General features: G+C 65.1%; 15 protein-coding genes. 6 read left to right on the forward strand and 9 right to left on the reverse strand.

Annotation, left to right across the window (positions count from 1 at the left end):
* Positions 1–5: 5 nt before the first annotated feature.
* The 5 genes from AOT83_RS25710 to AOT83_RS25730 form a co-directional block, all read right to left on the reverse strand.
* Positions 6–1,355, reverse strand: coding sequence for a hemolysin family protein (locus tag AOT83_RS25710; protein WP_057963447.1), 1,350 nt, complete (start codon positions 1,353–1,355; stop codon positions 6–8).
* 104 nt (positions 1,356–1,459) lie between these two features.
* The gene (locus AOT83_RS25715) at positions 1,460–2,896 is read right to left on the reverse strand and encodes a GuaB1 family IMP dehydrogenase-related protein (protein WP_057963448.1); all 1,437 of its coding nucleotides are present in this window, start codon (positions 2,894–2,896) and stop codon (positions 1,460–1,462) included.
* Positions 2,897–2,922: 26 nt separating this feature from the next.
* Positions 2,923–4,377 carry an NADP-dependent phosphogluconate dehydrogenase gene (gndA, locus tag AOT83_RS25720; protein WP_030097960.1) on the reverse strand — a complete coding sequence of 485 codons (1,455 nt, stop codon included), beginning with the start codon at positions 4,375–4,377 and terminating at the stop codon, positions 2,923–2,925.
* An 87-nt stretch (positions 4,378–4,464) separates the two neighbouring features.
* A complete protein-coding gene (locus AOT83_RS25725) occupies positions 4,465–5,430 on the reverse strand; it encodes a M56 family metallopeptidase (RefSeq protein WP_030097959.1) in 966 nt (321 codons plus the stop codon).
* 14 nt (positions 5,431–5,444) lie between these two features.
* Entirely contained in the window at positions 5,445–5,852 is a 408-nt protein-coding gene (locus AOT83_RS25730) for a BlaI/MecI/CopY family transcriptional regulator (protein WP_030097958.1), read from the reverse strand.
* A 244-nt stretch (positions 5,853–6,096) separates the two neighbouring features.
* Here AOT83_RS25730 and AOT83_RS25735 point away from each other — a divergent pair, with 244 nt between their 5' ends.
* Together AOT83_RS25735 and AOT83_RS25740 are read left to right on the forward strand one after the other, a co-directional pair.
* The gene (locus AOT83_RS25735) at positions 6,097–6,855 is read left to right on the forward strand and encodes a hypothetical protein (protein ID WP_030097957.1); all 759 of its coding nucleotides are present in this window, start codon (positions 6,097–6,099) and stop codon (positions 6,853–6,855) included.
* A 177-nt stretch (positions 6,856–7,032) separates the two neighbouring features.
* Entirely contained in the window at positions 7,033–7,443 is a 411-nt protein-coding gene (locus AOT83_RS25740) for a PaaI family thioesterase (RefSeq protein WP_057963449.1), read from the forward strand.
* Positions 7,444–7,576: 133 nt separating this feature from the next.
* Here the strand turns inward: AOT83_RS25740 and AOT83_RS25745 are convergent, their stop codons facing one another.
* The 4 genes from AOT83_RS25745 to AOT83_RS25760 form a co-directional block, all read right to left on the reverse strand.
* Positions 7,577–8,377: a sensor domain-containing protein gene (locus AOT83_RS25745; RefSeq protein WP_030097955.1), complete on the reverse strand. Its 801-nt coding sequence runs from the start codon at positions 8,375–8,377 to the stop codon at positions 7,577–7,579.
* Complete coding sequence (locus AOT83_RS25750; protein ID WP_057963450.1) at positions 8,374–9,138, reverse strand: sensor domain-containing protein; 765 nt, start codon at positions 9,136–9,138, stop codon at positions 8,374–8,376. The genes AOT83_RS25745 and AOT83_RS25750 overlap by 4 nt, the downstream gene beginning before the upstream one ends.
* A gap of 125 nt (positions 9,139–9,263) precedes the next feature.
* Positions 9,264–9,992 carry a sensor domain-containing protein gene (locus AOT83_RS25755; protein ID WP_057963480.1) on the reverse strand — a complete coding sequence of 243 codons (729 nt, stop codon included), beginning with the start codon at positions 9,990–9,992 and terminating at the stop codon, positions 9,264–9,266.
* Between the two features lie 11 nt (positions 9,993–10,003).
* A complete protein-coding gene (locus AOT83_RS25760; RefSeq protein WP_030097952.1) occupies positions 10,004–10,759 on the reverse strand; it encodes a sensor domain-containing protein in 756 nt (251 codons plus the stop codon).
* A gap of 145 nt (positions 10,760–10,904) precedes the next feature.
* Between AOT83_RS25760 and AOT83_RS25765 the strand changes: the two genes are divergently transcribed.
* The 4 genes from AOT83_RS25765 to AOT83_RS25780 are packed head-to-tail and all read left to right on the forward strand — an operon-like array spanning position 10,905 to position 13,919.
* Positions 10,905–11,207: an urease subunit gamma gene (locus tag AOT83_RS25765; RefSeq protein WP_030097951.1), complete on the forward strand. Its 303-nt coding sequence runs from the start codon at positions 10,905–10,907 to the stop codon at positions 11,205–11,207.
* A gap of 5 nt (positions 11,208–11,212) precedes the next feature.
* The gene (locus AOT83_RS25770) at positions 11,213–11,536 is read left to right on the forward strand and encodes an urease subunit beta (protein ID WP_057963451.1); all 324 of its coding nucleotides are present in this window, start codon (positions 11,213–11,215) and stop codon (positions 11,534–11,536) included.
* The gene (locus tag AOT83_RS25775) at positions 11,533–13,266 is read left to right on the forward strand and encodes an urease subunit alpha (protein ID WP_057963452.1); all 1,734 of its coding nucleotides are present in this window, start codon (positions 11,533–11,535) and stop codon (positions 13,264–13,266) included. The genes AOT83_RS25770 and AOT83_RS25775 overlap by 4 nt, the downstream gene beginning before the upstream one ends.
* Positions 13,267–13,274: 8 nt before the next feature.
* Entirely contained in the window at positions 13,275–13,919 is a 645-nt protein-coding gene (locus AOT83_RS25780; protein ID WP_081343747.1) for an urease accessory UreF family protein, read from the forward strand.
* The last annotated feature ends 37 nt before the right edge of the window (positions 13,920–13,956 follow it).

Consider the following 13,956-nt stretch of genomic DNA (forward strand, 5'->3'; position numbering starts at 1 on the left):
CGTGGTCATTCCCCCCGACCGTCGGCGTCGGTCAGCTCGACAAGCTCGATCTGGTCGATGCGGCGACCATCCATGCTCGCTACCCGAGCCCGCCAGCGGGGCAGCTCCGCGAACGGATGATCCGGCACGACCGCGGATAACTCGACGGTCTCGCCGACCGTCGGGATGTGACCGAGCTCCTGCAGCACCAGGCCGCCGATCGTCTCGTACTCGCCTTCGGGGGCACGGTAGCCGGTCGCGGCGGCGACCTCGTCGATCCGCAGCAGACCCGACACCACCCAGCCGCCGCCGGAGGACACCACGTCGGGGGTGGCGTCATCGTGCTCGTCCCGGACATCGCCCACGATCTCTTCGATCATGTCCTCGACCGTCACCAGCCCGGCGGTGCCGCCGTACTCGTCAACCACCAGCGCGGTCTGCATGCCGTTGGCCCGCACCTGCTCCATCACGGCATCGCCGTCGAGGGTGGAGGGCACTACCGCGACGGGCCGGGCCAGACTGGCCAGGGTGGTCGTGGCGCGCTGTTCCCGTGGCACTTCGAAGATCTGCTTCACGTGCACGATGCCGATCGTCGCGTCCAGGTCGCCTTCGGTGATGGGGAACCGTGAGAAGCCGGTGTCCACGGCGATGGCGACCAAGTCGGCAACGGTGTCCGTCGCTTCGAGCGATTCGATCTCGGTGCGCGGGGTCATGAGTTCTTCGGCGGTACGGCTCCCGAATCGCAACGAGCGGTCCACCAGCACCGCCGTGGTCTCATCCAGTGCACCGCTACGGGCGGAGGTGCGCACCAACGAACCCAGCTCCTGGGGTGAGCGCGCCGAGCGCAGCTCTTCGGCGGGTTCAATGCCCATGCGACGCAGCACCCAGTTGGCGATGCCGTTCAACGCCCGGATCGCGAAGGCGAATACTGCCGAGAACAGCACCATGGGGCCCGCGGTGGCGCGTGAGGTCCAGATGGGACGTGCCAGCGCAAAGTTCTTGGGCACGAGCTCGCCGAAGATCATCGATATCGAGGTGGCGAGGATCAGTGCCAGCGCCAGCGATATGGCGCTGCTGACAGCTACTCCGGTGTATCCGATCACCTGCGTGAGCAGCCGCGCGATCACCGGTTCGGCCAAATACCCGGTGACAAGTGTGGTGATGGTGATGCCGAGCTGCGCGCCGGATAGCTGGAAGGACAACGTGCTGTGCGCCCGTTTGACCAACCTGTCCCGGCCGTCACCGGTCTTGGCGCGCGCCTCGATGGAGCTTCGTTCCAGCGCGGTCAGGGAGAACTCGGCCGCCACGAACAGTGCCGTCCCCGCGGTCAGCGCCACGAACGCAAGCAAGCTCAGCCCGGTGAATAAGAGCGTCACCGCTGGCTGGCCCCTTAGGTTGAGTGATCACACGGTGTGACCATCGTGAGGCTCATGGTAACGGTGCAGCTGGCCCGCAGGTACTCAACCATCGGGGAGAACGGTCACCAACCTTCGGGAAGCGGGCGCCCTTCGGCAAATCCGGCGGCGGACTGGACACCCAGAACCACCCGTTCGTGCAGCTCGGCCAGCGTGCGTGCGCCGACATAGGTGCAGGTGCTGCGCACGCCCGAGATGATGTGGTCGATGAGGTCCTCGACACCGGGCCGTTGCGGGTCCAATTCGATCCGCGACGTGGAGATGCCCTCTTCGAAGAGACTTTTGCGGGCCTGGTCAAAGGCGCTGTCCCCGGCGGTGCGGGCGGCCACGGCGCGTTTGGACGCCATCCCGAAGCTGTCCTTGTAGCGCCGGCCACTGGCCGAGTACTGCAGATCCCCGGGTGATTCGTGCGTGCCCGCGAACCAGGAACCGATCATCACGTTGGCGGCACCCGCGGCGAGTGCCAGCGCGACATCCCGGGGATGCCGAACGCCACCATCGGCCCACACATGGGCGCCGAGTTCCCGTGCCGCCGCCGCACATTCGATGACCGCCGACAACTGTGGACGACCCACTCCGGTCATCATCCGGGTGGTGCACATGGCGCCCGGGCCCACGCCCACCTTCACGATTTCGGCCCCGGCCGCGATCAGATCCCGGGTGCCCTGGGCGGACACCACATTGCCCGCCGCGATCGGCACACCCAGCGACAGTTCCGCGACCGACGTCAGCACCTCGATCATCTTCTGCTGATGTCCATGCGCGGTATCGATGACCAGCAGATCCACCCCGGCCTGCGCCAGGGCGGTCGCCTTGGCGCGGACATCGCCGTTGATGCCGACGGCACCGGCGACCCGTAGGCGTCCGCTCGCGTCCACGGCCGGCGTGTACAAACCCGCCCGGATAGCCCCAGTACGGGTGAGGATCCCCGCCATGGTTCCGTCCGGACGCGTCAGCACCGCCACCGGCACATGCGCCTCGGCCAGGCGGTCGAAGATCGCCCGCGGATCGGTTCCCGTGGGGACCGCGACGAAGTCGGCGGTGGCGATGTCGCGCACGCGGGTGAACCTGTCGATGCCGGTACATGCGGCCTCGGTGACGAGCCCACGTGGCTTGCCGTCCTCGAGCACCACCGCAGCCCCGTGCGAGCGCTTGTGGATCAGGGCGACCGCCTCACCCGCGGAATCGTCTGGAGCCAGGGTCACCGGCGTGTCGTAGACCAGATCCCGGCTCTTGATGAACTCGACGGTCTGCGCGACCGCTTCCACCGGAAGATCCTGGGGTAGCACGGTGATTCCGCCACGGCGAGCGACGGTCTCGGCCATCCGCCGCCCCGCCACCGCCGTCATGTTGGCCACCACGATCGGGATCGTGGTGCCGGTGCCGTCGGCAGTGGTCAGGTCGACATCGAACCGCGAGGTGACATCCGAGTGGTTCGGCACCACGAAGACATCGTCGTAGGTGAGGTCATACGGTGGTCGCTGCCCGTCAAGAAACCGCACAGTATCGCTCTCCTTCTGCGTCCTGCTTAGGCTTCTACCTCGCTGCGGTCGCCGCTCCAGAGCGTGTGGAACTTGCCGGGGGAGTCGACGCGCTCATAGGTGTGCGCGCCGAAGAAGTCCCGCTGCGCCTGAGTGAGGGCGGCAGGCAGACGATCGGTGCGCAGACCGTCGTAGTACGACAGCGAGGAGGCGAAGCCGGGAACCGGAATTCCCAGCTGCGTCGCCGCCACCACAACGCGACGCCAACTATCGATGCCGTTTTCGACGGCTGCCCGGAAGTAGGGCGCGGCGATCAGCGTGGCCAGGTCGGGCTCGTCGGCGAAGGCGTCCTTGACGCGATTGAGGAACTGCGCGCGGATGATGCAGCCACCCCGCCAAATGGTGGCCAGGTCACCGGGGTTGACGTTCCAGCCGTACTCGGCGCTACCCGCGGCAATCTGATTGAAGCCCTGCGCGTACGCCACGATCTTGGACGCGTACAGCGCTTGGCGTACATCTTCGACGAACTGCTTTGCATCACTTGGCTTCTCGCCCAATGCCCCGGACGCGAACCCGGCCGCGGCGGCGCGCTGGGGGCGGGAACCGGACAGCGCGCGCGCGAAAACCGCCTCGGCGATACCGGTGACGGGCACGCCGAGGTCCAGGGCCGACTTCACGGTCCAGCGGCCGGTGCCCTTCTGTTCGGCGGCATCGACGATGACATCGACGAGGGGCTTGCCGGTCTTCGCGTCAGCCTGCTTGAGCACCTCTGCGGTGATCTCAATCAGGTAGCTCTCCAGCTCGCCCTTGTTCCATTCGGTAAAGACGTCAGCGATCTCCGGTGCACTCATGCCGAGGCCGTCGCGCAGCAGCTGGTAGGCCTCGCCGATCAGCTGCATGTCCGAGTATTCGATGCCGTTGTGCACCATCTTCACGAAATGGCCGGAGCCGTCGGGGCCGATGTGGGTACAGCAGGGCACACCGTCGACGTGCGCGGAGATCTCCTCCAGTAGCGGCCCGAGGGATTCGTACGACTTCTTCGGGCCGCCCGGCATGATCGAGGGACCGTTCAGCGCACCCTCTTCGCCACCGGAGATACCCGCACCGACGAAGTGCAAGCCGCGATCGGCCATCGCCTTCTCCCGGCGGATGGTGTCGGTGTACAGGGAATTGCCGCCGTCGATGATGATGTCGCCCTGCTCCATGGCATCGGCGAGCTCATTGATCACCGCATCGGTCGGATCGCCGGCCTTGACCATGATGAGCACGCGGCGCGGGCGCTCCAGCGCTGCGATGAACTCCTCGATGCTCTCGCTGCGGACGAAGCTGCCCTCGGATCCGTGCTCGGCGAGCAATGCGTCGGTCTTGGCGACCGATCGGTTGTGCAGAGCGACGGTGTATCCGTGCCGTGCGAAGTTCCGCGCGATATTCGAACCCATGACGGCCAGGCCCGTCACGCCGATCTGAGCTTTACCCTGCGCCGAGCCGTCTGCAGCCGTCACCAGCACATCCTTTCGTTGACGTGTTGTGCTCCACGGATTCTCGCGCAGTCACAATCGGCCCGCGAGCGCGGGTCACCTACTCGGAGGTTACTTGCTGAACAGGCGCTGAAGTTCGGTGAACCATGGGATCACCACGGCCAGCGTCGGCACCACGAGGATGGCGGCAGCGGCGGTATAGGCGCTGCACGACAACAGCAGGCTGTTTCCGTCCCCGCCGAGGCGGCGGACGCGGATGAGTGTCGTCGGGCCGCCGGCGGCCATTGCGCCGACCGGGGTCGGTCCACCGGCGCACGCGACGAGCGCGCGGGCCAGGGGAGTCGGCCCGGCTGTCCGCACCGCGGCATCGTCGGCGAGCAGCTCGACGAGCAGCTTGACCGCCTCCAGCGCATTCTTGCTGCGCACGATGACAGGGAAGGCGTCGTGGACTGCGGTGAAGGCTTCCAGCACCAGGTCATGGCGCGCGCGCAGGTGTGCACGCTCGTGCGCGACGATCGCGGTCACCTCGTTGTGCCCGAGCGTGCTCAGCGTTCCCTCGCTGACGACCACCCGGCTGCGTACGCCCGGCAAGCAGTAGGCCAAGGGCTCGTCGACTTCCAGCACCCGCAGGTCGTGGTCGCGCCGACGATGGATGTCGTAGCCGCCGCGCCAGTTCTCGCAGTACCGCTTGTGATCCAGTAGATCAACGATGGCGCGGTGGCGGGCACGCCGACGGCGGGTGCGCACCCCGACTCGGATCACCGACACCATGAGCCGGATACCGATAAGGATCGTGATCGCGAACACCGTGACGTAGAGCAGCCACAAACCCCAACCAAGGCGGTCGATTTCACCGGTGATCGTGGCGGTTGGATGACCATCGGGGCCAGGGACGAGGAGTCTGCTCGCGATCGCCAGCCCCGAACTGAACGCGGAGAGAACGGCGGCCGCGGCAATGGCCTGCCACAACACCATCGCGGCACGTGGCGCGCGGTACGGCCAGCGCGCACGCGCGAGCAACGCCGGTACGGGACCGGTCAGCAGCAGCGCGAGTATCGCGAACGCCAGGGCGGACACATAACTAGTGTCCCTTACGCGGTGGGGCGACCGCCAGCAGATGGATCTTTCGCTTCGAGCTCGGCCAGTGCGCGGCGCAGTGCATCGGCCTCATCGGGGCCGACGCGCTCCACGAAGTGCACCAACGCGGCCTCACGGGCACCAGAGTTGTTGGCCTGCGCCAACGCATCCACCATCAGGCCCGCGACAAGCTCGTCACGGCCATGTACGGGTGCGTAGCGGTGTGCACGATCATCGCGGTGCTGCACCACAAGATCTTTCTTCGCGAGACGCTGCAACACGGTCATCACGGTCGTGTAGGCGAGGTCACGCCGCGCCGACAATGCCTCGTGGACCTGGCGCACAGTCTGGGGCTCGGGGGACGACCAGAGATGGTCCATCACCGCGCGTTCAAGTTCGCCCAGGCGTGCCATTCCGAACATTCTACGTTCACCTCCGACGCAATGCCGTACTACATCCAGTCGTACTGCTTCTGACAGCCAACGATCTAGAACTCGGTCTTTGTTCCAGCGCTGGATCCGGTCTCACCATGTGGGCCGAAATCGTTAGCACTGCCCGATGATCAGGAGCTTTGGTGAGGGCAGTCACAACACCCGCACCTGGCGATGTCATCCTACATGTGGTTAGGCTTACCTATCTTGTCTACGTGAAGGGAGGCTGCCAACTGTGACACTGGCCATTGATCGATGCTCTTCGACGAGGAGCCTCATCGCCGACGATCCGCTGATCGCCGGGATGTCTATCCGCCAATCACTGCCGCTGCACGAATCGAGCGCCCGGCTTCGCGAGCTGTATCCCGAGTGCCCTCGGGCCTATGGTGTCGCCGTCATGTCCGATGTCGGCCGCCGCCGATGGTGGCCGCTGGCACGAGCCCTGAACACTGACCGCCTCGAGCGGATGTACACCCGCGCCATTGAAGAGACCGGTAGCGACGCGGTCGCCGTCCATCAACTCGCGGACGCGCTTGTGCACACCGTGGTCGGCCGATTGGTCGCCCTGGTCGTCCTGGAGGGACGCGCCTGGGATCCGGGCCTCGGCAACTTGTGGGTGTATTTCGATTCCGAGGGCTGCATCGACTGGGCGGGTGTGGTGGACCCGACGCTGCGGGTGTTGCCCAATGACCCAGACCGGGACCGGGAACAAGTTGTGGTGTTCCCCGGCGAGGACGCACTTGCCGCGTGGACGGCGCACCGATGCCATCGTGCCCTGGCGCCGTTGTTCACGCGCCTGTCTCAGATCAGTTCCGGAACAATGGAAATCGGCCAGATGTGGCAACTGGTGGGCTCAACCGTGGTGGGTGCGGCGACGCATGTTCCGCTGCTGGCCCGCTCCAGCGAGACCGATGGAATGCGGCGCGGACAGGCGATCCTGGACCGCTTCATGACACTCGGATTGCCGGTTCGCCACAAGGCCCTTGCAATTTAGGGCAGCCTTGCCTATCCTTAGAAACGTCGAACGCGCTACCGCGCGACCAGACACCCGGACCGCGCCGGAGTCCTGAGGGCTGCAGAGACCCCCGGTCCACTCGAAGGAAGTGCCCCACCTGCCTCGGCAGGTGGGGCACTTCTTCGTTAACGGATCCCGCACTGATATGAACATCGCATGCCAGACACGCCGGAGCACCTCAGCCAGATGCCCACCGCGCCCTTCGACAAGCTCGTGGGGCTCGAATACACCTCGCTGACACCCGAGGGAGTGTCCGCCACCCTGACGGTCACCGAAAACCTGTTGCAACCCAATGGGATCGTGCACGGTGGCGTCTACTGCTCGGTGGTGGAAAGCGTCGCGAGCGTGTCCGCGTACGTCTGGCGCGCCAACGTGCTGGGGGAGGAGAGTGCGGTGGTCGGCGTCAACAACAACACCGATTTCCTGCGCGCCATCTCGAGCGGCACGCTGACCGCGACATCCACGCCGATACATCGGGGACGTCGTCAGCAGCTGTGGCTCGTCACCATTGCCGATGATCAGAACCGCACAATCGCACGCGGGCAGGTCCGCCTACAGAATCTGTGAGACTCGGGTGGGCGTAACCCCCGTACGCCCACCCGAGCTCATTTTCGAGAGATGTCGGCCGGCCCCCCGATGGTCGGGCCGCCATCCTCGTCCCCCCGCCCGGACCCAGTCCCCCCTGGATCCGGGTAGCTCGTCAGCTCAGCTGCAGTTTGTCGACAATCCTGTCGGCCATCTTCTGCACCAGCTGCTTTGAATTGCTTCGTGCACAAACCTGCGTCTGCACAATCAGATTCGCGACACCGTTGTACGACACGAAGCAGCGATACTTACTGGGCCCGTACGTGAGGGCCCAATTCACCTTCTTGTCGTTCGACAACGAGACAGACACCGTCACCGGCACCTTGCGCCCGCCGGGATCGGTGAAGTTGTACGACTTTCCGTCACATTCCGTGATCTCGTCAGCTGCCGTCGAGAACTGCGCCTGCGCGGAGTCCTTGTCCTTGTACGCCGCGATGCCCTGGTAGACCTGCGCATCCGGGCTCTCGGCGTCGCCGAGCAGCATCTCGGTGCCGCGGAACGTCTCGTACTCCTTACCCACCGACTCCACGGTGAGTCCCTGTGTCACATTGCAACTCGCGTCATCAGACTCCGTGGCCGTGAAAGGCTTTTCGCGCTTGTTAGTCTTGGCGACTTCGGCGTCGAACACCTTGGAAATCTCCTCGTTGGTGAACAACGCCGCCACCATGGCTTCCTCGGTGATCTTGTCCTGGCCGGGCCACCCCGTAAGCCCCGCTGGTCCGCTGCTCACCGGCGCCGGCGCCGGCGCGCTTACCGACCGTGACGCCGTCGTGGTGGTGGCCGTTGACGTTCCGGCGGCCTCCCGCTGGCCGGAACACCCGGACAGCGCCAGCGCGGCGATCGCCGTCGCGCACAGCACCGCCCGCGCCGTTGTGCCTGTCATGGGGCCCCCTGCCGTGTTCTTCGTCGTGGTCATGCCGGAATCCATTCGGCCATGCGGTCGACGATCGCGGTCACTATCGGAGTGCCGTTGCCGTTCTGGCACAACAGGCTTCCGAAGAGTGCGTTGTTCTTGACCCGGTAGTCGTAGAAACACCGCCACCCTGCGGGTTTTCCGTCCTTGAGCTCCTGTCGCACCCACTTCACGCTGGTGCCGTCGTTCGAGAATTGACCGATCCGCCATTCGATATCGCCCTCGGTCTGGCGCGAGTCCGCGCAGGACGCGAGCGACGGGGGATATGCGGTCTGAAGCTGGTTCGCCGCGGCCTTCGCATCGGGGAACAACACGACCGCTTGCCACACGATGTGGTCATACCGGTCCTGTGTTTCCTGCAGACGCGAGCCCCGGTAGGTGGTCCACTCATCACCCAGGTTCTCGCTGCGCAACCCGGTGAGTGCCTGACACTTGCCTGTCGCGGAAGCATCGCTGGGCCGAGTGGACTTGAACTCGTACGTCAGCGGCGATCCGACCAGCCTGCCCACATCGTCGGCGGAGATGATGATCGATTCCGCCTTGTCTGGCGTGACGATCACTGGTGCCGGCGGTTCGAGTGAGGTCGTGACCGGTGGAGCACTGGACTTGGGGCTCGCGATCGCCCCGTCCTGTCCATGATCGGCCGGTGCCGATGTCTCGGTGGCACCGACCGGTATCGGCTTGATGCCCCCGGTCTCCGTTCCACAACTCACCGCGAGCATCGCTGCCAGGCCAAGCCATCCGACAGCCAACACGTGACGCATCCAAATCCCTCCCTGCCGATTTCAGACCCGTATCGACCCAAATCATGGCTACATCGGATCACCGGCGCCCAGTGTTACACGAGCGCCACGAGCGATTTCGTTACACGAGCGCCACGAGCGATTTCTTACTTCGGCTGGGTGGCGGCAACCATCCTGTCCACGATGGCGCGCAGCGCCGGACCGCCGTTGGCCACCTGACAGACCGTCGCCGAGAGCAGCAGATTTTCGATGATGCGGGCCTCCAACATGCAGCGCCATCCCGACGGGCGCCCATCGGCGATTTCATCGAGCACCCACTGGGCGCGGTCGTCGGATGCCTCGCGGACAGACACCCGCCAGGTCGCCGTGTCCACCTTCAGTTCCTCGCCCGAACAACTGCGGACATCGGCGGGAAACTCCTTTGAATAGTTCTCCCGCGCATCGTCTTTCGACGAGTACAGCAGCACCCGCTGGGTGACCGAGTGCGTGAACGTGTCCTTGCCCTCCCGATACCAGACGTCCCGGTAGGTGGTCCACTTGTCGCCGACGTCGACGGTCAGCGGCACCATCAGCGCCTGGCACGATTGCTTGCCGTCGATCGGCGACGACGATCGCGGATTCGAGGACTTGCCCTCGTATTCGAGGGTCGAGCCGACCAGCTCGGACACGTCCTTTTTGGAGACGATGATCGAGTTGGCTCTGTCGGGACTGATCGCATCCACCGCGGACGTTGTCGACGTCTTCGATGCGCCGGATGTCGCCGACGGCCCGGACGTCGCAGGGTGCTGGCCACCTCCGAAAATTGAGCATCCCGTCAGGACCACGGCGGCGCACACCGCGACGGCAGTCTTTCGGTACACCGATCTGCTGGTCACAGCGATTCCTTTCACTGCGGGATCCACGCCGCGATCCGGTCGGTAATGGTCGTCACACCGGGTACGCCGTCACCGTACTGGCATAGGTACGTCCCGAAGAGCACGTTGTTCTTGTTGCGGAAGTCGAAGAAGCAGTGCCACGTGGCGGTCTGTGTGATCTGCAGTTGGGTCCATTTCGCCGCGCCATCACTGATTTCCGCGATGTTGCTGATCTTCCACTTCTGGTCCTGCTTGGAGATCTCCGCGTTGGCGCATGTTCTCGCCGCGGACTTGGGAAACGCGTGTGCGAAAGCCGCCGCGGCTTCCTCGCGGGACGGATACAGGACGGCTACCTGACTCACGATGTATGCGGTGGTGTCCTTGGTCTCGCGGTAATAGTTCCAGCGATATGTCGTCCATTCGGATCCCAATTGGCCGGCCCGCGGGTTGTCCAGGTTGGCACAGTCCGGTGCACCACCTACGGCATCGGTCGGTGGTGTCGATGTGTTGTCGTCGTACTCGAGCGTGGTTCCCAGAATCTTCCCGACATCCGAACGTGAGCCCAGGATCGAGTCGATCTTCTCCGGAGTGACCACCAGAGGCGGGGGCGGAGGCGCTTTTGTGGTCGTGGGGATGGACGCGGGCGCCGAGGTGCCCGCTGTCATGGGCATATCCGCCGCAGTGGTGCTCGGTGCCGACACCGGCTTTATCCCCTCGCTGGGCTGACCGCACCCGGATATCAGCACTCCGGCCGACACCACACACCACAACGTCATCCCGTACCGCATTGCGCACCCTCCTGATCGACTCCACACCCCACAAGCTCCGTGGATTCTCGCACTCACCATCTCGACCGCAGGGCAAAACCGTCCGCTGTCCGCACAACGGCCGTGAAAGTGCCAGGCAGCCCGGATCATGGCAGGATCGCCCCTTATGCGATTGACCCCGCACGAGCAGGAACGGCTGCTCATTTCCTATGCGGCGGAATTGGCGCGACGACGCCAATCCCGAGGCCTGCGCCTCAACCACCCAGAAGCAATCGCCATCATCACCGATCACCTCCTCGAGGGGGCGCGTGATGGTCGCACCGTCTCGGAATTGATGGCCAGCGGCCGCGAGGTGCTGGGGCGCGATGATGTGATGGACGGCGTTCCCGAGATGATCCCGGACGTCCAGGTGGAGGCAACCTTTCCTGACGGCACCAAGCTCGTCACTGTGCACCACCCGATCGGATGAGCCACATGATTCCTGGCGAATACCTGTTCGCACCGGACGATATCGAACTCAACGCGGGAGCGACCGTCATCGAGCTCGACGTCGTCAACACCGGTGACCGCCCCGTACAGGTCGGTAGTCACGTACATTTCCCGCAGTCGAACCCGGCGCTTGACTTCGATCGTGAGGCTGCGCACGGACACCGCCTGCACATTCCTGCGGGTACCGCGGTTCGCTTCGAACCCGGTGTGGCGCAGAAGGTCCGACTGGTCCCCCTACGTGGACGCCGAGAAGTGCACGGACTGACGCTCGACGCTCCCGGACATCTGGATGGCGGTGAACCCGCATGACCCGGCTATCCCGGGAGCATTACGCCAAGCTGTACGGGCCGACAACGGGTGATCGCATCCGCTTGGCAGACACCGATCTGCTTATCGAGATCACCGAAGATCGATGTGGTGGGCCGGGTTTGGCGGGCGAGGAGGCAGTCTTCGGCGGTGGCAAGGTGCTGCGCGAGTCGATGGGGCAGAGCCGCCTCACCCGCGCCGGGGGAGCGCCGGACACCGTCATCACGGGCGCGGTCATCATCGATCACTGGGGAATCATCAAGGCCGACATAGGTATTCGCGACGGACGCATTGTCGGTATCGGCAAGGCGGGTAATCCGGACATCATGGACGGAGTTCATCCCCAACTGGTCGTCGGCCCGTCCACCGAGATCATCGCCGGCAACGACCGGATCGTCACCGCGGGCGGCATCGACTGCCACGTCCACTTCATCTGTCCCCAACTGGTCGAAGAGGCGATCGGCGGCGGCATCACCACGATGATCGGCGGTGGCACCGGCCCCGCCGAGGGCAGCAAGGCCACCACAGTCACTCCCGGAGCATGGCACCTGGGCCGCATGCTGCAGGCGCTCGACAGGTGGCCGGTGAACGTGCTGCTGCTGGGCAAGGGCAACACCGTCAACCCGGAATCCATGTGGGAACAATTACGCGGTGGCGCAGCGGGTTTCAAACTTCATGAGGACTGGGGCACCACGCCCGCGGTGATCGATGCGTGCCTGCGCGTGGCCGACGAGGCCGACGTCCAGGTCGCTCTGCATTCGGACACCCTCAACGAAACAGGTTTCGTCGAGGGCACTCTGGACGCGATCGCCGGACGTGCGATACACGCCTACCACACCGAGGGCGCCGGCGGCGGCCATGCTCCCGACATCATCACCGTGGCCAGTCACCCGAACGTGATGCCAAGCTCCACCAATCCCACGCGCCCGCACACCGTAAACACCCTGGACGAGCATCTCGACATGCTCATGGTCTGCCATCATCTCAACGCCGCGGTGCCGGAGGATCTTGCCTTCGCCGAGAGCCGGATTCGTCCGTCCACGATCGCTGCCGAGGATCTGCTGCACGATATCGGCGCCATCTCGATGATCGGCAGCGACAGTCAGGCCATGGGACGCATCGGAGAAGTGGTGATGCGCACCTGGCAGACCGCGCATGTGATGAAGAAGCGCCGGGGTGCGTTGGAGGGGGATCCGTCCGGGGCCAGAGGCAACGACAACAACCGCGTCCGCCGGTATGTCGCGAAATACACGATCTGTCCGGCGATCACGCACGGCATCGATCACGAGTTGGGCTCGGTGGAAGTCGGCAAGCTGGCCGATCTGGTGCTGTGGGAACCGGCATTCTTCGGGGTCCGGCCACATGTTGTCATCAAGGGCGGCGCCATCGCGTGGGCTGCCATGGGCGATGCCAACGCTTCCATTCCCACCCCGCAACCCGTGCTGCCACGGCCCATGTTCGGCGCCATGCCCAACGTGGCGCCCGGTTTGGCCGTGCACTTCGTCTCGCCGACGGCCATCGAGGACGATCTGGCGGCCCGGCTCGCGTTGCGGCGCAGACTGGTTCCCACCCGTGATGTACGCCATCGCGGCAAGGCCGACCTGCCGATGAATGACGCGATGCCGGATATCCGAGTCGATCCCGATACCTTCACCGTACGCATTGACGGCGAGGTCTGGCAGGAACAGCCGGCCACCGAACTGCCCATGGCGCAACGATATTTCTTGTTCTGATGGGTGGCATCGATACTTCCGCGACGACAGCACTGCTGCTGTCGCTGGCCGATTCCCGGTTGCCCACCGGTTCGCATGTGCATTCCGGTGGGGTGGAGGAGGCCATAGCGCAGGGTCTGGTGCGAGACGGTGCGACTCTGAATGCGTATCTGCGGCGGCGTATTCGGACCCATGGCCTGGTTGCGGCATCCATCGCCGCCGCCATCACGTCGGGGCGGCTGGATCCGGAGCGAGCCGATGCCGAAACGGACGCGCGGACGCCGTCGCAGGCGGCGCGGGACGCTTCCCGCGCCCAGGGGCGGGGGCTCAAGCGCCTGGCCGGGAGCGCCTGGCCGCACATCGACTGGCGTGCGCACGGCCGCCAGCCGCACCTGGCTGTGGTCTACGGCGTCATCGGCGCGGCAACGGGTCTGTCGGGCCGCGATATCGCCCTCGTTGTCGTGTACACCACGCTGACCGGGTCCGCTACCGCGGGCCAGCGGCTGTTGGCGCTAGACCCCACAGAGGTGGCGGTGGGTACCTTGGCCATGGCGGACCTGTGCGAGGAGACCGCGACCGTGGCTGCCACCGATCTGGCATGCCTGTCCGACCCGCTGCTGGATGTGCTCGCTGAGCGTCATCTCACACGTGAACGTCCGCTTTTTGTTTCGTAGTTTTAGGGTTCTAGGTTTTTCACGCACAACCACGATT

The organism is Mycobacteroides sp. H001, assembly GCF_001440005.1.
Lineage (GTDB): Bacteria > Actinomycetota > Actinomycetes > Mycobacteriales > Mycobacteriaceae > Mycobacterium > Mycobacterium gwanakae.

Excerpts from the sequence above, each read along its gene's own strand:
- AOT83_RS25730 (WP_030097958.1), bottom strand. The coding sequence starts at position 5,852 with ATGTTCGGAATGGCACGCCTGGGCGAACTTGAACGCGCGGTGATGGAC.
- AOT83_RS25740 (WP_057963449.1), top strand. The coding sequence starts at position 7,033 with ATGCCAGACACGCCGGAGCACCTCAGCCAGATGCCCACCGCGCCCTTC.
- AOT83_RS25745 (WP_030097955.1), bottom strand. The coding sequence starts at position 8,377 with ATGACCACGACGAAGAACACGGCAGGGGGCCCCATGACAGGCACAACG.
- AOT83_RS25750 (WP_057963450.1), bottom strand. The coding sequence starts at position 9,138 with ATGCGTCACGTGTTGGCTGTCGGATGGCTTGGCCTGGCAGCGATGCTC.
- AOT83_RS25760 (WP_030097952.1), bottom strand. The coding sequence starts at position 10,759 with ATGCGGTACGGGATGACGTTGTGGTGTGTGGTGTCGGCCGGAGTGCTG.
- AOT83_RS25765 (WP_030097951.1), top strand. The coding sequence starts at position 10,905 with ATGCGATTGACCCCGCACGAGCAGGAACGGCTGCTCATTTCCTATGCG.
- AOT83_RS25770 (WP_057963451.1), top strand. The coding sequence starts at position 11,213 with ATGATTCCTGGCGAATACCTGTTCGCACCGGACGATATCGAACTCAAC.
- AOT83_RS25775 (WP_057963452.1), top strand. The coding sequence starts at position 11,533 with ATGACCCGGCTATCCCGGGAGCATTACGCCAAGCTGTACGGGCCGACA.